We start from the raw sequence: 16,306 nt of genomic DNA, 5'->3' as shown, positions 1-16,306 counted from the left end.
GAGCTCGGCAGCTGTTTTTTATAGGCTTGTAGAATGTTTGGGTTGGACTTTTTGCTCAGGATAGATATGGTTAATGGCATTGTTGACAGCAGTAGGTGCCTCGCCTAGCCCAGTCGCAATCAAATCAATCTTACCCTCGTAGCTGCAGCAATCTCCGGCGGCATAGATACCTGGCACGGAAGTTTCTTGCTTGCTGTTGACCAAAATCTTGTGACGATTGAGCTCCAAGCCCCAATCTTTGAGATTGCCGACAGAGGATTTAAAACCGTAGTTGACAAAGAGATGATCCAGATGCAGAAGCTGACTTTCCTCTCCCTTGACTTGGCTGATTTCCAAGTGGGTAATCTTGCCATTTTCTCCGACCAATCGACTGGGAACAAATGGTGTCTTAATCTCAACACTAGAAGCCTTGAGTTCTTCCACACTATGCTCCAAAGCTCGGAAGTTGTCCCGACGATGAACCAGACTGGTGTCTGCAATCTTTTCAAAAGCTAGCGCCCAGTCAACAGCCGAGTCGCCACCGCCCAGAACAATCACCTTTTTGCCTGCGTACTGGCTGATGTTTGACACATGATAGTGGAGGTTATTGTAGCTTTCAGCATCGTCTAGCTCCAAAGCTCTCGGTTTGAAAGCACCACCTCCCATGGCGATGATGATGGTTTTAGTCTGATGCTGGGCTTGAGAAGTTGTGATGGTGAAGCCATCATCAGATTTAACGATATCCAGAACCGTTTCATTGAGGCAAATCTCAGTCTGGAAAGTTTCCAGCTGCTCAATCAGACGCTGAGTCAGTTCTTCGCCACTTAGATTGGTAAAGCCCGGTACATCCAGAATCTTCTTCTCTGGATAGAGAATGGCCGGCTGACCACCAAGCTGAGGCAGGGAATCAATGATTTTAACCTTGGCTTGGCGCAAATGAGCGTAAAAAGCTGCGAATAGGCCAACTGGACCGCCGCCGACAATCGTAATATCATACAGTTCAGACATAATCTTCCTCAATCTTTTTAAAATAAACTAGCATTATTGTACCACAAAAAGGGGTTGAAATGTAAGCAAATGTTTTGAAGACATCTTAAAAGCCCCTGCTGGGGCTTAAAATTAGATTGCAAATAAATCATTGAGGTTTTCAGCCAAGGTTGGGTGAGTGAAGATTTGCTTGCTCAAGTAGGTGTAAGGAATCTTATTATCCATGGCCACAGTCAGGATGTTGATAATTTCCTGAGCTCCTGCTGAGAAGATAGTCGCTCCGACGATTTCCTTGGTTTCAGTATTGACAACAGCCTTGAAGGCACCACGTAAGTCAGCATTGACATGTCCGCGAGGCATTGCTGCTACTGGAATCTCCTTCACTGCAATCGGCAATCCTTGCTCTTTGGCTTCCTTTTCAGTCAATCCGATTTGAGCCAATGGTGGTGTGATGAACATGCTGGTAGGGACATTTTTACGGTCTTCCAGTGTGTAGCTGCCGTCGCCAGCCAGATAGCTATAAAGGATACGGAAGTCATCCAGTGAAATATATGTGAACTGCAGACCGCCATTGACATCGCCCGCTGCAAATACACCAGGTACAGATGTTTCCAAGTGTTTGTTGACCTTGATAGCTCCGCGCTCTGTCAGCTCGATATCTGTATTTTCCAACTGCAGTGGCTCAACATTAGGCTTGCGGCCAGTAGCATAGAGCAGGGCATCAAAGTGGAATTCTCCATCCTCTGTCACAACGACAACTTCATCACCATCATTTTTGACCTGTGTAGTGCGTACATTTTGTAAGAGTTGGATTCCGTCTTCTTCCATGTATTGCTTAGCTAGAGCAGCGATAGAAGGCTCTACTCGAGGGAGAAAGACAGGAGCAGCATCCAGTACAGTCACCTGACTGCCCATTTTATTGTAGAGTCCGGCAAATTCTAGGCCGATGTTACCGCCGCCCAGAACTCCTAAGCGTTTAGGAAGTTCCTTCAGATTTTGGATGCCAGTTGAGTCATAGACATGTTCGGTCTCAGTCAGTCCTGGAATTGGCAGGACATTGGAAACAGCGCCAGTATTGATGACAATAGTCTCAGCAGTCAGTTCCTCTTTCTCATCGCCAACTGTGATTTCGATGACTTTATTGGAAAGGAAATGAGCTTCCGCATCAATGATGTCGACACCAGCGCCACTGATTGCTGCGTAGTTCTTCCCGTTGAGACGACTGGTTACAGCATTCTTTTCAGCCATGACTTGGTCGAAAGCCAGGCCCTTTTCAGCTGCGACAAGCAGGGTCTTGGTTGGGATGCAGGCGATATTGATACAGGTTCCCCCGTACATAGCCTTGCTTCGCTCAATCAAAGCAACTTTTTTTCCTTGGGCCGCCATTTTGGCTGCCAATGTTTTACCGGCCTTACCAAAGCCGATGACAATTAAATCATAGGTTAACATAAACTACCTCCATTTTTCAAAAAGATTGTATCACATCTAGTCCTAAAATGCTTATTTCTGCTACGCTTTTTTTCTTCAGTATTTTTAGTCACACTTTTTATACAAACTGTCCATTTTTTGAGCAAGATTTTCGCAGTTCCAGTCAGTTTGTGTTATACTGATTTTCGTTATTTATTTTAGGAGAGTAAAATGCCTATTATTACAATGATTTTGGCAAGTTTGGTTGCCTTGGAATTTTTCTACATCCTGTACTTGGAGACCATTGCGACGACTTCTGCAGCAACAGCTCGGGTTTTCGGTATGTCACAAGAGGAGTTGGAGCAGCAGTCGGTCAATACACTTTTCAAAAACCAAGGAGTTTACAACGGATTGATAGCTGTTTTAGTGCTGATTGCGGCCTTTGTACAGCCTAGTCCGGTTTGGCTGGGAATTTTTATGGTTTATATCATCTTGGTGGCAGCATACGGTGCAGTGACCAGTGACCCTAAAATCTTGTTCAAGCAGGGAGGGCTGGCTATGCTGACCCTACTTAGTTTATTTTTCTAAAATAGAGTGAGGAAGTGATTTCCCGCTCTTTTTTTATATAATGATTGACTTTTTTGTTAGACAAGTGTAGAATAAAGATAGAAATAGCATTATTTAGAAAGCGCGTGGGAACGATGAAAAGATCTATTAAACGTTTGCCAGATGGGGAATTTACTATTTTGAAAGTAATTTGGCAGCTGCCTACCCCGACGACCTCTGCCCGTATCATGGAGAAGCTGGGACCAGACAATCACTGGAAGCCCCAGACTTTGCTGACAGTTTTGGCTCGCTTGACTGAAAAGGGCTTTTTAGAAAGTGTCCGCAAGGGGCGTGAAAGGCAGTATACAGCCTTGATCTCAGAAGATGAGTATCTGGAAGTTGAGGCTTCGGATTTCTTGAAGCGTCACAGCGGCCGTTCTATGGGCGGTTTTGTCAAAACACTTTTTTCTTCTAACTCCTTTTCGGAAAATGAATTGGATGAGCTGCGCAGTCTGCTCAACCAAGGAAAGTAGGATGGAGGGATAAGCATGAAACAGTTCCTTCTTTCTTTTCTGCTGACCAGTTTGTCGACATCCATTTTGGTGCTTTTGCTTAGTCTGCTTTTTACGGCCTTTAAGACTAAGATTTCGGTCAGAGTGAAGTATTTTGTTTGGTTTCTGATATTGCTGAGTTTTCTGTTCCCGTTCCGTCCCCAATTTGGCTCAGGCCTGATTCGGCTGAATACAGGATCGGTAGTTCAGACAGCAGTGACTGCCACCCAGACAGGTGGAGCTCAGGGCGCTTCTCCAGCAGTTGAAAAAGCTGCCCAGACAAATCTGTGGGAGGCTTTTCTAGGCCTACCTTGGTTTGAAATTCTCTTTGCCATCTGGCTGATTGGCTTTGTCTTTAGTATAGGAAGATATGCTTATTCCTATATTCGCTTCAGAAAGATGCTAAAGCGCTGGGGCACGGAGTTTCAGGACGAAGAAGCGATGGCTCAGCTACAGGCTGTTCAGCAGGAGATGGGAGTTAAGGGCCAGATTCGTCTGCTCCACTATCCTATGTCCCAAAGTCCTATGTTGCTAGGTTTCAGAGATATTTTAATCGTGCTGCCAGAGTTGGACTACACAGAAGAAGAGCTACAGCTTATTTTCAAGCATGAGCTGACCCACTACAAACACCGAGATGTTTTAATCAATCTCTTAGGGATTTTTGCCAAGAGTCTGCACTGGTTTAATCCGGTTGTCCGCTTTGCCTGCCGTGAAACCCAGGAAGCAGGAGAAATGTACTGTGACTACGATGTTCTGAGCTGTAGAGATACAGAGTATCGGACTTTTTACGGTGAAACGATTTTGACCATGATAGACCGTAGTAAGAAGACCCCAATTGCTCTGACGACCTGCTTTTACTCTGACAAGTTTAATCTCAAGCGGCGGATTATCGGCATTATGGATAACCGCCTGCCTAAGAGGTTTCTGTCTGCTGCCTTTGTAGTAGCAGTCCCTCTCCTTTTGCTCTTGACTAGCTCGGTCTTTGCTCTAGAAAGCCCAGCTGCTCAACAAAGCCAACCTGTAGCGGGTCAAAAACAGCCCCAGGGACTCAGTCAGCGTCAGGCACTAGCATCCGTCTTAAAAGAGCTGTCTCTTTCTGAAAAAGATATTAAAGATTTACAAATTTCGCGTGAGAAAGACACTTATAAGATTCTCTTCTCTCACGGGCAAACGGCCCATGAAACCATTGTCAATGCTAAGGATGGAAAACTGGTCAAATCCAAGCAGCATACCATTGTCGAAAAGACAGTAACGGTTGAAAAAGAAGTCAGTCCATCCTCGTCTGCTGCATCAACTCCAGCTGACAACAGCTCTACTGCAGGCGCAGGGAATACGGGAGCAGCGGGCTCTACCGGAGCTAGTACAGCGACAGTCCAGACACCTGCTCAGAACAGTTCCTCTCATACGACAGACACTGATGATCCAGATGATGATGATGACCATGATGACGATTAAAAAAAGGATTCTGCCAGTTTAAGTTTCTTAAAAGCTTAGACTGGTAGAATTTTATTATCTTCTCAAAGGGGGATTTGGCAATCCTCCAAGAGCAGTTAGTCATCAGTTTATCTTTATTTTAGGACGATTTTACTTACAGTTTGCACTTCGTTTCCTAATGCTAAAAAAACTGAAAGATTATTTATCTTTTTTCTTGACATTTAAAAACGACAATTGTAGAATATAGTTATAAACTACATTTGTAGAATGTTTTTAAAAAATACTGCTTGGAAAGGAGAAGAAAGCAAAGCTTATCCAGACGCTTGTAGGTGCAGAGCGGAAGCTCTATTTCTTTTAAAAGCAAAAACTACATTTGTAGAATCAAAGGAGGATTCAAATGAAACAAAAGCAAATCCAAACAAACTTCCAACGGATCGAAACGAAGTATATTCTTGACCGGGCAATGTTAGCTCGTCTTGAAGCTGATATGAGACCTTACCTCACCGCAGATGATTATGCGACATCAACCATTTCCAATGTGTATTTTGATAATGATGAGTTCCAGATGATTCAGGATTCCATTGCCAGAAAAGGCGGTCGCGAAAAGATGCGGATGCGCACTTATGCTGAGCAGCCGAATGATGATAGTCAAGTTTTCTTGGAAATCAAGAAGAAACGCGATGAAGTAGGCTTCAAATACCGTTTGGTTTCTAATCCTCTCTCTGTGACCAACTATATTGTGAATGGTGTGGCAGACCATACTATTTCTGATGACCGGGTCAAGGCAGAAGTAGAACAGTTACAGGAGCGCTATCTAGACTTGAAGCCAAAAATGGTGATTAGTTATGACCGTTACTCTATGAGAGGCTTGGAAGATAAAAAGGTACGTGTGACCGTTGATTCCAACATTCGTTACCGAGATTATGATGTAGATTTGGCTTCAGGTCGCTATGGACTTCCCTTGCTGGAAGATGACAAGGTGATTATGGAAATCAAGGTTCCTGGTCAATATCCTCAGTGGCTGGCTGATATTCTCAATAAATATGGACTAGAAGACCAGTCCTTCTCAAAATACGGCAAAGCCTACCTGAAAACTAAAGAAAGGCTGACTCAAACAGTCAAGGCCTAAGGAGGTAGTCTATGCTCAATCAGTTATTTAACAGTATCTACTCCTCCACGGAGGTCAAGATTAATCCTTTGGCACTGATTTTTTCACTAGCTACCAGTGTGGTTTTGGGAATTATCTTGGCCAAGGTCTATAAGCGCCAGACAATCTATACTAAGGAGTTTGTCATTACCCTCTCACTTTTACCGGCCATTATTTCCATTATTATCTTCTTGGTTAATGGCAATCTGGGGACCAGTGTCGCCGTAGCAGGGACTTTCAGCTTGATTCGTTTCCGGTCGGCCGCTGGTGGCTCCAAGGAGCTCCTAGCCATCTTTATGGCGACGGCTATTGGGATTACAACAGGGATGGGATTTGTAGCATTGGGAATTGTCTTTACACTAGCTATTTCAGGCATCTGGATGCTCTTTGAAAAGATGAGCTTTACTTCAGTCAGTCAGACCAGACGTTATGTTCAGGTTCAAGTTCCAGCTGACTTTGACTACGAAGTACTCTTTGATGCTATCTTTGAAACGGCTTGTAAATCAGCTGAACTGACCTCTCTCAAGTCGGCTGAAAAGAAGTCTATCAAGCTAGACTATGTCGTTGACTTGAATTCTGACATGAGCGACAGAGAGCTCATTCAGCAGTTCCTGTTCTACGATAAGGTTCAGGACATTTCCCTTTCCAAAGCCGCTAAGAAGCGTAAAACTCTCTAAGCAAAGGAAGACCAGCTGCAGCTTAGCAGTTGGTTTTCTTATTTGTATAATAAAAAGGGGATACATCATACTTACAGAAAATACTTGACACTCTTTTCTATATGTGGTATGATTATATAGATTTTGGACTTGAAGGGAGTGAAAAAAATGTCAAAAACAGTAGTACGCAAGAATGAATCACTTGATGATGCACTTCGTCGTTTCAAACGTGCGGTTACTAAAGCTGGTACTCTTCAAGAAACACGCAAACGTGAATTCTATGAAAAACCTTCTGTAAAACGCAAACGCAAATCAGAAGCAGCTCGTAAACGTAAAAAATTCTAATTGAACAAAAAAGCAGACTTCGGTCTGTTTTTTGTTTTGGCTCTTTGGAGAAAATCGCATGTGTTTCCAGTACAAGCAGTAGGGCAAGAAAAAATCACTGATTTTCATCAGTGAATTCTCTTTATTTTTTCTCAGCCAACAAAGCTTTGATTTCTTGCAGGACTTCCAATTCAGTTGGTCCAGCAGCTTCTTCGGCAGCTTCCTCCTTCTTCTTAGCAAGGCTCTGTGCTTTTTCAGCAGACTTAACGATGAAGAAGAGAACAGTACCGATTACCAAGAAGTTAATCACGGCGCTCAAGAAGTTACCATAAGCAATCCCGTTCCATTTCAATTGAGAAATTTGCTCCAAGTTTGCAGCTTTCAAAATTGGATTGAGGAAGAGAGGAGTGATTACGTCAGTAATCAAAGAAGTGACGATTGCTCCAAAGGCGTTGGCGATGATCACACCGACTGCCAAATCAATCACGTTCCCGCGCAACAAGAATTCTTTAAGATCCTTTAACATTCTTTCTTTCCTTTCAAGAATTTATTAATGATATTATATTATAGCTTATTTATATGACAACTACAAGATATTTGCTTGTCAAATATTTTACATTTGCTTCATTTTAGTATAAAATATAGAATGATATTCTATGATAAATTGGAGGTGTTGTCTCTTGATTGATAAAGAAATCATTTCTGAAATTAAAAACAGCGTCAATATCGTCGATGTCATAGGAGAAACAGTGGCCTTGACTAAGGCTGGGCGGAATTTTCTGGGACTCTGTCCCTTTCATGGCGAAAAGACGCCCTCTTTTAACGTTGTAGAGGATAAGCAGTTTTATCACTGTTTTGGCTGCGGCAAGTCGGGCGATGTCTTCAAATTCATTGAGGATTATCGAGGCGTTTCCTTTATGGATGCTGTGCAGATTGTAGCAGAACGGGCAGGGATTCCTTTGGCTGTGGAGACAGCGGGCAATGACCGACCGAGACAAAGCCATCCGCATCAGGCGCTCTACGATATCCATACCGAGGCAGCCAAGTTTTATCATGCGGTCTTGATGACGACCAAGATGGGAGAGGAAGCTCGGGCTTATCTCTACCAGCGGGGGCTGACAGATGATGTTCTTAAGCATTTTCAAATCGGGCTGGCTCCTAATGAGGGGAATTATCTTCATAAGAGTATGGTTGGCAAGTTTGATGAGAATACCATCATGAACTCGGGCCTCTTCAATCTGGCGGAGAATAATTTGGTCTATGATGCCTTTCAAAACCGGATTATGTTTCCCTTGACCAATGATAGTGGGCAGGTTGTGGCCTTTTCCGGTCGGATTTGGCAAGAGGCGGCTTCAGATGGTCATCAGGCCAAGTATAAAAACAGTCGCAGCACCGCTATTTTCAATAAAAGCTACGAGCTCTATCATCTGGATAAGGCCAAGCCGGTTATCAAGAAGAACCATGAGGTCTATCTGATGGAAGGCTTCATGGATGTGATTGCGGCTTATCGGGCCGGGATTGAAAATGCTGTAGCTTCTATGGGAACAGCTCTGACACCTGAGCATGTCCAGCACCTGAGCAAGTATTGCAAGAAGATTATCCTGTCTTACGATGGAGATAGGGCAGGGCAGGCAGCGACTGCAAAGGCTTTGGATGAGCTGAAAGATATGACGGTGGAAATTGTTCGGATTCCAGATAATTTGGACCCCGATGAATTTCTAGCTAAAAATTCTGAGGAAGATTTGCAGCATTTGCTGAGTAAAACGCGAATAAGTAATGTGGAGTTTCTGCTGCATCATCTGAAACCAGATAATATTGAAAATCTACAGGCTCAGATTGAGTTTGTAGAGAAGATGGCGCCGATTATTGCGAAGACCAAGTCCATCACAGCGCAGAACTCCTACATCTACATGCTGGCGGAGCTGCTTCCGGACTTTGACTATCAGCAGGTGGAGCAGACGGTAAATAACAGCCGACTGGCTGAGCGCTCTAGTCGCAGTCAGGAGGCGCCGATTCAGCAGTCTCAACCAGTCGTCATGCAGTTTTCGCCCTCAAATCGGCTGAGTCGTCTCATGAAGGCGGAAAATCATATTTTCCACCGCATGATGCATCATCCTTTGATTTTGAACCAATACCGGCTGAGAGAAGACTTTGCCTTTGACTCGGAAGAATTGCAGGCCTTATATGAGATTTTGCTGGCAAATGGCGAGGTGACACCGCAGGATTTGTCCCAGCTGCCGGATCATGTCCAGCAGGCTTGGTACCGCGTTTTAGAAGAAGACTTGCCCGATGAGGTTTTAGAAGATGAATTGAAAGAAGTGGAAGAAACCAGAGAGCGGGAGATTTTGCGCAAGCATAATCAATTTATTAGTAAGAAGATTCGAGAAGCCTCTCACAGCGGAGATACGGATACAGCCCTGTCCGAGCTGGAGCGCTTGATTGAGCAAAAAAGAAGAATGGAGTAGGAATGGCTACAAAACAAAAAGAAGTAACAACATTAGACGTTCAAATTGCAGAATTCATCCGCAACCACAAGCAGACAGGGGTTGCGACAGATGATGAAATCAATGACCAACTGGTTATTCCTTTCACTTTGGACGCTGATGGGATTGAGGATTTGCTGCAGCGTATCCAGGATGCTGGTATCTCAATTACAGATAAAGAAGGAAATCCCAGCGCGCGCGTCTTAAATAACGAAGAGGAAGAAGCAGAGCTGACGGATGAAGAGCTCTTGGGCAGCAATTCAGCCAAGGTCAATGACCCAGTCCGCATGTATCTGAAAGAAATCGGGGTTGTGCCCCTTCTCAGCAATGAAGAAGAGCAGGAGCTGGCTATCTTGGTAGAGCAGGGAGACTTGGAAGCCAAGCAGCGTCTGGCTGAGGCCAATCTTCGTCTGGTTGTTTCCATTGCCAAGCGCTATGTCGGCCGTGGTATGCAGTTCCTTGACTTGATTCAAGAAGGAAACATGGGGCTGATGAAGGCTGTTGATAAGTTTGACTACACCAAAGGATTTAAGTTTTCAACTTATGCGACTTGGTGGATTCGTCAGGCCATTACCCGTGCGATTGCTGACCAAGCTCGGACTATTCGGATTCCGGTCCACATGGTGGAAACCATTAACAAGCTGGTCCGTGAGCAACGCAATCTCTTGCAGGAATTGGGTCAAGATCCTACGCCTGAGCAAATCGCTGAGCGCATGGATATGACACCGGATAAAGTTCGTGAGATTCTCAAGATTGCTCAAGAGCCAGTTTCTTTGGAAACACCTATCGGTGAGGAAGATGACAGCCATCTTGGGGACTTTATCGAAGACGAAGTGATTGAAAATCCAGTTGACTATACAACTCGTGTCGTTCTTCGTGAGCAGCTGGATGAGGTCTTGGATACGCTGACAGACCGCGAGGAAAACGTCTTGCGTCTGCGCTTTGGTCTGGACGATGGAAAAATGCGGACACTGGAAGATGTCGGCAAGGTCTTCAATGTCACCCGCGAGCGGATTCGCCAGATTGAAGCCAAGGCCCTGCGTAAACTCCGCCATCCAAGCCGCAGCAAACCACTCAGAGACTTTATTGAAGATTAAGAACTGAAGAGCGCAAGAAGGGGCAGAAATTTTTCATTAGGAAGCGTTAAGTCGGCAATTCTAGCTGAAAAACAAAAGCCCCCTCAAGCTAACTTGAAATTTTTGCTCTATCTATAAGGAGGATATTGCATGTCAGAAAAAAAATACAGCCCTGAAGAAGTTGAAAAGATTAAAACGCGTATTTTAGAGAGCTTGGAGCAAGTCATTGACCCAGAATTGGGAATTGATATTGTCAATCTAGGTCTAATCTATGAAATCCGTTTTGACGAGACCAATGGAGAAACGGAAATCGATATGACCCTGACAACCATGGGGTGCCCTCTGGCGGATCTTCTGACTGACCAGATCTATGATGCCATGTCAGATGTTCCAGAGGTTACCAAGACTGATGTTAAGTTGGTTTGGTACCCAGCTTGGACGGTGGAAAAGATGAGCCGTTATGCTCGGATTGCTTTGGGGATTCGCTAAGAACTGATAGTAAGTGCTGGCCTGCTGCGTGCAGGCTTTTGCTTTTTTTAGCAGATTCTGTTATAATGTTCCTATTGTCTTGGGGTCGTTACGGATTCGACAGGCATTATGAGGCACATTTTGCGACTCATCTAGCGGATGTAAAACGCCAGTTAAATATAACTGCAAAAAATAACAATTCTTACGCTGTAGCTGCCTAAAAACCAGCCAGCGTGACCCGATTCGGATTGCTTGTGTCTGATGACAGGTCTTATTATGAGCAAGCTACGGCAAAATCTGGTCTAGGGATTTTGCAAGAGATTGATAGACTCGCTTGACTTGGGCTTGAGCTATGTGTCAAAGTGAAGTTAAACCAATACATAGCCTATGGTTGTAGACAAATGTGTTAGCAGGTGTTTGGACGTGGGTTCGACTCCCACCGGCTCCATTATTTTAAAATCTTTCTAAAGCGTTGAGAAATCAGCGTTTTTTGCTTTTACAATGTCCAGGAAATCTTGATTTCTATCTGAAAAAGTAATACAATGATGTTAGTGATGACAAAGGAAATATTTGTATTTCTATTGGGTTGATTTCATAAGTATTAAGGGAAGTTTGATATGAGTTTTTTTAAGAATCTGTTTGGTAAGCAGCGAGAGCGAGAGCAAGAGGAAGAGAAAGTAGAAAAGGTTGAAGAAGCAGTGCTTGATGTGCCTTCTGAAGATCCTTTTCCGAGTGAGTGGGGATCTTTCTCAACCTATATTGATGACAAGTTGGCTAGTATCCGTCTGAATCTTGCCTTGGCTGATGAGGCACCCTATCCTCTCTATGCCTATGCTATGAGGCTCAAGGTAACGCTCCTCCAGTACGATGGAGAGACAGGTTTTCCATCAAGTGATGAGTTTAAAGAGCTGAATGTGATTGAGGACCGGCTTTCTGAGACTTTGGGCCAGGTCGGCGGCATTCATGTCGGTGTGATTACGACAGATGGAAATATTGAGTTTTACTACTATCTGCAAGACAAGAAAAGCCATCTGGAGCCGATTGCAAACGTGATGCGCGACTTTCCAGACCGCCGCTATGACTCAGCGACCTTGGCAGATGAGGAGTGGGATCAGTATTTTGACTTTCTCTATCCTAATGAATACGAGTATCAGACTATTCTCAACCAGCGGGTCTGGTACCAGCTGGAGCAGGACGGCGATGACCATAGTCATGAGCGCGAGATTGACCATTGGGCATATTTTGCGTCTGAGGAAGACAGAGATGGTTTCCTAAAGGAAGTCGAAGAGTTAGGCTACAGCCTAATATCCGCTGAAAAGATAGAAGACGCGGACAAACCATATCAGCTGCATGTGATTCGTATGGATACGACGGAAATTTTTGATTTGAACCAGAATGTTTGGACTTTGGTCGAATTTGTGAAAAAATTTAACGGAAACTATGGCGGTTGGGGCTGTAATGTGGTATAATGATTAAAGTTTTGAGAAAGCTGGGCTTTCTCTTTTGTGGAAGATTACTCAAGAGGCTTAAGAGGCTGTGTTGGAAACGCAGTAGGCGTGTAAAAGCGTGCGTGGGTTCGAATCCCATGTCTTCCGTCATAAGATGCAAGAAACGCTGTTTGGCGTTTTTTTATTGCAAAAGGTTATGGGAGAATGGTGATTCTTTTTGAATATGAATATTTTTGGAAATGCTTGAAAACAATTTCAGCAAAAAAAATAAGTAAATTATTGTTCATTTTATATAATAGTGTGGTAAAATGGGATTAATGGATTTTTAAAAAGGATATAAATTAAAGGGAGAATTATGTTTTTTAAACGTCAAAAAGGTAAGTACCACGAAGTAGAGCGTGTGACTCGTTTTAAGCTGATTAAATCGGGTAAGCATTGGCTGCGTGCTGCGACATCACAGTTCGGCCTTTTTAGATCAATGAGAGGGGGAGGCCTTTCATCGATCGAGCTCAAGGTAACGGAAGAACAAGTTACCGATAAGAAGAGCGGCATAGACTTTTTGAGGGGCATTGTCGCCACGGGGGCCGTGCTGGGCGGAGCTGTTGTGACAAGCACAACTGTCCATGCAGAAGAAGGTCAGGCTCTGGAAAAGGTCATTGACACGACAGACGTTTTAGCGACACGTGGTGAAACAGTTTTAGGAGAAGAAAGCAGTGCTGCTGAGGCAGCAACCGTAACGGCAAGCTCGCATACTGAGTCAGAGTCTGTATCAGATACATCCTCAGCCAGTGCCAGTGCTTCTGTCAGTGCATCTATCTCTGCCAGCATCTCGGCTTCAGAGTCAATGTCACAGTCTAGCTCTGCTTCTATCAGTGCCAGCACATCTCAATCAGTCTCAGATTCCTTAAGTGTATCTGAGTCTCTTTCAGTGTCTTCAAGTACATCTGATTCAGTGAGTGCAAGCACTAGTGCCTCCGTTAGTGCATCAGAGTCAGTCTCAGCCAGTCAAACGTCTACTACCTCTACATCAGAGAGTGCTAGATCCGAAAGCAGCCAGCAGTCGACAGAATCCTCTAGTCAGACTGGGCGTAGAAGAACGCGTCGTGATGTAGCAAATGCTGTTGATACAGAGAGACCTGTTGTTGATTTCCCAAGGGAAATAACTGTCTATCGTGGCGAAAGTTTTGAGTTTGTTGCGACAGCGACAGATAATTCGAATGCTTTCGATATCGATAAGACGTATGTTCGTTGGTATAATGGTACTGATTCTGGTAAGGGAACTGAATGGATTCAAAAAACTGTCACTCAAGAAGGTAATCAGCTAAAGATTCAAGTTCACGGTAATGTGCCAGTAGATACAGTAATTGGTGACTATACTCGTTATGTTATGGTTACTGATGCAGCAGGAAACCAAAACGTTTCTAACGAGGAGTTTTCAGCTGCTGTTAAAAACAAGGACAGAATTCTTAATGGTCAGTTTATGATTGTTATTCGATACAGACCAAATCTTCCTGAGAATACAGTGTTAGTCAATAATCCAAGCCAACTATCTGAAACTGAAAAAAATCAGGTCAGAGAAGCAATTAAGCAGAGTAATCCAAACTTAAGACCGATAGATGTGGCGGGTAAAAATTTAGATACTGCCATTTCTGTTTCTAATAATGGTACGACTACTATAACGTTCAGAGATAATAGGAAAGCTACAATTCAAGGAAAAGATTTAGTAGATACCCGAGCAGGTAGTACCTCTAAATCTGCAAGCACCTCCGCATCCGTCAGCGCCTCTACCTCAACAATCGCATCTATTGCGGAAAGTAAGTCAGCCTCTGCTAGTGCCTCAACTTCAGCAAGTAGTTCCGCATCTATAAGTACTTCTGTGTCAATTAAGACCTCTGCGTCCACTAGCGCATCGGTAAGTGCAAGTACGTCCGCCTCCACGAGTGCGTCAGTAAGTGCAAGTACGTCCGCTTCGACAAGTGCGTCAGTAAGTGCCAGCACGTCCGCTTCGACGAGTGCATCGGTAAGTGCAAGTACGTCCGCTTCGACGAGTGCATCCGTATCAGCAAGCACGTCAGCGTCGACAAGTTCATCCGTGAGTGCAAGTACGTCCGCCTCCACGAGCGCGTCGGTAAGTGCAAGTACGTCCGCATCGACGAGTGCGTCAGTGAGTGCAAGTACGTCCGCGTCCATGAGTGCGTCAGTGAGTGCAAGTACGTCCGCGTCGACGAGTGCCTCTGTGTCTGCAAGTACGTCAGCCTCCACGAGTGCATCAGTAAGTGCAAGCACGTCCGCATCGACTAGCGCGTCTGTAAGTGCAAGTACCTCGGCTTCAACGAGCGCGTCCGTAAGCGCAAGTACGTCCGCTTCAACGAGTGCGTCTACAAGTGCCTCTGTATCTGCAAGTACGTCTGCATCGACCAGCGCGTCAGTATCTGCAAGCACATCGGCGTCCACAAGCGCGTCAGTTTCTGCCAGCACGTCCGCTTCAACGAGTGCGTCAGTAAGTGCAAGTACATCAGCGTCGACCAGTGCGTCAGTTTCAGCAAGCACCTCCGCATCGACTAGTGCGTCTGTAAGTGCAAGTACTTCGGCTTCCACGAGCGCGTCAGTTTCAGCAAGTACGTCCGCCTCAACGAGCGCGTCAGTTTCAGCAAGTACGTCGGCTTCAACCAGTGCGTCCGTAAGCGCAAGTACGTCCGCCTCAACGAGCGCGTCAGTAAGTGCCAGCACATCAGCATCAACGAGTGCGTCTGTATCAGCAAGTACGTCCGCCTCAACGAGTGCGTCAGTGTCTGCCAGCACGTCAGCGTCGACAAGCGCGTCCGTATCAGCAAGTACGTCAGCGTCGACAAGCGCGTCAGTGTCTGCCAGCACATCAGCGTCAACGAGTGCGTCAGTATCTGCAAGCACGTCCGCATCGACAAGTGCGTCAGTATCTGCAAGCACGTCTGCCTCAACGAGCGCATCAGTATCAGCAAGTACATCCGCGTCGACGAGTGCGTCTGTATCAGCAAGTACGTCCGCCTCAACGAGTGCGTCAGTGTCTGCCAGCACGTCAGCGTCGACAAGCGCGTCCGTATCAGCAAGCACCTCCGCATCGACTAGTGCGTCTGTAAGTGCAAGTACTTCGGCTTCCACGAGCGCGTCAGTTTCAGCAAGTACGTCCGCCTCAACGAGCGCGTCAGTTTCAGCAAGTACGTCGGCTTCAACCAGTGCGTCCGTAAGCGCAAGTACGTCCGCCTCAACGAGCGCGTCAGTAAGTGCCAGCACATCAGCATCAACGAGTGCGTCTGTATCAGCAAGTACGTCCGCCTCAACGAGTGCGTCAGTGTCTGCCAGCACGTCAGCGTCGACAAGCGCGTCCGTATCAGCAAGTACGTCAGCGTCGACAAGCGCGTCAGTGTCTGCCAGCACATCAGCGTCAACGAGTGCGTCAGTATCTGCAAGCACGTCCGCATCGACAAGTGCGTCAGTATCTGCAAGCACGTCTGCCTCAACGAGCGCATCAGTATCAGCAAGTACATCCGCGTCGACGAGTGCGTCTGTATCAGCAAGTACGTCCGCCTCAACGAGTGCGTCAGTGTCTGCCAGCACGTCAGCGTCGACAAGCGCGTCCGTATCAGCAAGCACCTCCGCATCGACTAGTGCGTCTGTAAGTGCAAGTACTTCGGCTTCCACGAGCGCGTCAGTTTCAGCAAGTACGTCCGCCTCAACGAGCGCGTCAGTTTCAGCAAGTACGTCCGCCTCAACGAGCGCGTCAGTTTCAGCAAGTACGTCGGCTTCAACCAGTGCGTCCGTAA

Annotated in this window: 14 protein-coding genes, 1 tRNA gene, 1 other RNA gene and 3 pseudogenes; 15 read left to right on the top strand and 4 right to left on the bottom strand. The window is 45.5% G+C overall.

What is annotated here, in order from left to right; all coding sequences use genetic code 11:
* Positions 1-18: 18 nt before the first annotated feature.
* Together J1C81_RS07770 and J1C81_RS07765 are read right to left on the bottom strand one after the other, a co-directional pair.
* On the bottom strand, positions 19-987 hold the full coding sequence (locus J1C81_RS07770) for an NAD(P)/FAD-dependent oxidoreductase (protein ID WP_002915558.1): 969 nt from the start codon (positions 985-987) through the stop codon (positions 19-21).
* 111 nt (positions 988-1,098) lie between these two features.
* Positions 1,099-2,415 carry an FAD-containing oxidoreductase gene (locus J1C81_RS07765; protein WP_002915557.1) on the bottom strand — a complete coding sequence of 439 codons (1,317 nt, stop codon included), beginning with the start codon at positions 2,413-2,415 and terminating at the stop codon, positions 1,099-1,101.
* 189 nt (positions 2,416-2,604) lie between these two features.
* On the opposite strand from J1C81_RS07765, the gene J1C81_RS07760 reads away from it, so the two are divergent.
* The 6 genes from J1C81_RS07760 (at position 2,605) to rpsU (ending at position 7,052) form a co-directional block, all read left to right on the top strand.
* Positions 2,605-2,961: a DUF1304 domain-containing protein gene (locus tag J1C81_RS07760; RefSeq protein WP_002915556.1), complete on the top strand. Its 357-nt coding sequence runs from the start codon at positions 2,605-2,607 to the stop codon at positions 2,959-2,961.
* Between the two features lie 113 nt (positions 2,962-3,074).
* Complete coding sequence (locus tag J1C81_RS07755) at positions 3,075-3,452, top strand: BlaI/MecI/CopY family transcriptional regulator (protein WP_002895954.1); 378 nt, start codon at positions 3,075-3,077, stop codon at positions 3,450-3,452.
* 15 nt (positions 3,453-3,467) lie between these two features.
* On the top strand, positions 3,468-4,925 hold the full coding sequence (locus J1C81_RS07750) for a M56 family metallopeptidase (RefSeq protein ID WP_002915555.1): 1,458 nt from the start codon (positions 3,468-3,470) through the stop codon (positions 4,923-4,925).
* A 376-nt stretch (positions 4,926-5,301) separates the two neighbouring features.
* Entirely contained in the window at positions 5,302-6,033 is a 732-nt protein-coding gene (locus J1C81_RS07745) for a polyphosphate polymerase domain-containing protein (protein ID WP_002915552.1), read from the top strand.
* A gap of 11 nt (positions 6,034-6,044) precedes the next feature.
* Complete coding sequence (locus J1C81_RS07740; RefSeq protein WP_002915550.1) at positions 6,045-6,728, top strand: DUF4956 domain-containing protein; 684 nt, start codon at positions 6,045-6,047, stop codon at positions 6,726-6,728.
* 147 nt (positions 6,729-6,875) lie between these two features.
* Positions 6,876-7,052: a 30S ribosomal protein S21 gene (rpsU, locus tag J1C81_RS07735; RefSeq protein WP_000048054.1), complete on the top strand. Its 177-nt coding sequence runs from the start codon at positions 6,876-6,878 to the stop codon at positions 7,050-7,052.
* A 121-nt stretch (positions 7,053-7,173) separates the two neighbouring features.
* Here rpsU and mscL read toward each other — a convergent pair whose 3' ends face one another.
* A complete protein-coding gene (mscL, locus tag J1C81_RS07730) occupies positions 7,174-7,557 on the bottom strand; it encodes a large conductance mechanosensitive channel protein MscL (RefSeq protein ID WP_002910137.1) in 384 nt (127 codons plus the stop codon).
* Positions 7,558-7,711: 154 nt separating this feature from the next.
* Here mscL and dnaG point away from each other — a divergent pair, with 154 nt between their 5' ends.
* The 7 genes and pseudogenes from dnaG to J1C81_RS07695 form a co-directional block, all read left to right on the top strand.
* Positions 7,712-9,496, top strand: coding sequence for a DNA primase (dnaG, locus tag J1C81_RS07725; protein WP_328284754.1), 1,785 nt, complete (start codon positions 7,712-7,714; stop codon positions 9,494-9,496).
* Positions 9,497-9,498: 2 nt separating this feature from the next.
* Positions 9,499-10,611, top strand: coding sequence for an RNA polymerase sigma factor RpoD (gene rpoD / locus J1C81_RS07720; RefSeq protein ID WP_002897871.1), 1,113 nt, complete (start codon positions 9,499-9,501; stop codon positions 10,609-10,611).
* 129 nt (positions 10,612-10,740) lie between these two features.
* Positions 10,741-11,079: a metal-sulfur cluster assembly factor gene (locus J1C81_RS07715; RefSeq protein WP_002895943.1), complete on the top strand. Its 339-nt coding sequence runs from the start codon at positions 10,741-10,743 to the stop codon at positions 11,077-11,079.
* A gap of 81 nt (positions 11,080-11,160) precedes the next feature.
* Positions 11,161-11,509: a transfer-messenger RNA gene (ssrA, locus tag J1C81_RS07710) on the top strand.
* 166 nt (positions 11,510-11,675) lie between these two features.
* Entirely contained in the window at positions 11,676-12,527 is an 852-nt protein-coding gene (locus J1C81_RS07705) for a DUF695 domain-containing protein (RefSeq protein WP_002915546.1), read from the top strand.
* Positions 12,528-12,565: 38 nt separating this feature from the next.
* Positions 12,566-12,653 (top strand) — tRNA-Ser (locus J1C81_RS07700).
* Positions 12,654-12,861: 208 nt separating this feature from the next.
* Positions 12,862-13,101, top strand: a pseudogene (locus tag J1C81_RS07695) (accessory Sec-dependent serine-rich glycoprotein adhesin); the annotation flags it as partial.
* A 41-nt stretch (positions 13,102-13,142) separates the two neighbouring features.
* On the opposite strand, the gene J1C81_RS07690 reads toward J1C81_RS07695, so the two are convergent.
* The gene (locus J1C81_RS07690) at positions 13,143-13,388 is read right to left on the bottom strand and encodes a hypothetical protein (protein ID WP_002915544.1); all 246 of its coding nucleotides are present in this window, start codon (positions 13,386-13,388) and stop codon (positions 13,143-13,145) included.
* On the opposite strand from J1C81_RS07690, the pseudogene J1C81_RS07685 reads away from it, so the two are divergent.
* Together J1C81_RS07685 and J1C81_RS07680 are read left to right on the top strand one after the other, a co-directional pair.
* Positions 13,351-14,175 (top strand): annotated as a pseudogene (locus J1C81_RS07685) (sialoglycan-binding domain-containing protein); the annotation flags it as partial. The gene J1C81_RS07690 and the pseudogene J1C81_RS07685 sit on opposite strands and share 38 nt — an antisense overlap.
* Positions 14,176-14,331: 156 nt before the next feature.
* Positions 14,332-15,807 (top strand): annotated as a pseudogene (locus tag J1C81_RS07680) (hypothetical protein); the annotation flags it as partial.
* Positions 15,808-16,306: the final 499 nt, after the last annotated feature.

The organism is Streptococcus sanguinis (assembly GCF_050225395.1).
In the GTDB taxonomy this organism is placed as follows: Bacteria; Bacillota; Bacilli; order Lactobacillales; family Streptococcaceae; genus Streptococcus.
This window is presented reverse-complemented; position numbering and strand designations above follow the sequence as displayed.

What these genes read in the sequence shown, in the direction of transcription:
- J1C81_RS07740 (WP_002915550.1), top strand. Translation starts at nt 6,045, where the DNA reads ATGCTCAATCAGTTATTTAACAGTATCTACTCCTCCACGGAGGTCAAG.
- rpoD (WP_002897871.1), top strand. Translation starts at nt 9,499, where the DNA reads ATGGCTACAAAACAAAAAGAAGTAACAACATTAGACGTTCAAATTGCA.
- J1C81_RS07760 (WP_002915556.1), top strand. Translation starts at nt 2,605, where the DNA reads ATGCCTATTATTACAATGATTTTGGCAAGTTTGGTTGCCTTGGAATTT.
- J1C81_RS07755 (WP_002895954.1), top strand. Translation starts at nt 3,075, where the DNA reads ATGAAAAGATCTATTAAACGTTTGCCAGATGGGGAATTTACTATTTTG.
- J1C81_RS07765 (WP_002915557.1), bottom strand. Translation starts at nt 2,415, where the DNA reads ATGTTAACCTATGATTTAATTGTCATCGGCTTTGGTAAGGCCGGTAAA.
- J1C81_RS07745 (WP_002915552.1), top strand. Translation starts at nt 5,302, where the DNA reads ATGAAACAAAAGCAAATCCAAACAAACTTCCAACGGATCGAAACGAAG.
- J1C81_RS07705 (WP_002915546.1), top strand. Translation starts at nt 11,676, where the DNA reads ATGAGTTTTTTTAAGAATCTGTTTGGTAAGCAGCGAGAGCGAGAGCAA.
- J1C81_RS07770 (WP_002915558.1), bottom strand. Translation starts at nt 987, where the DNA reads ATGTCTGAACTGTATGATATTACGATTGTCGGCGGCGGTCCAGTTGGC.
- J1C81_RS07715 (WP_002895943.1), top strand. Translation starts at nt 10,741, where the DNA reads ATGTCAGAAAAAAAATACAGCCCTGAAGAAGTTGAAAAGATTAAAACG.
- J1C81_RS07750 (WP_002915555.1), top strand. Translation starts at nt 3,468, where the DNA reads ATGAAACAGTTCCTTCTTTCTTTTCTGCTGACCAGTTTGTCGACATCC.
- rpsU (WP_000048054.1), top strand. Translation starts at nt 6,876, where the DNA reads ATGTCAAAAACAGTAGTACGCAAGAATGAATCACTTGATGATGCACTT.
- mscL (WP_002910137.1), bottom strand. Translation starts at nt 7,557, where the DNA reads ATGTTAAAGGATCTTAAAGAATTCTTGTTGCGCGGGAACGTGATTGAT.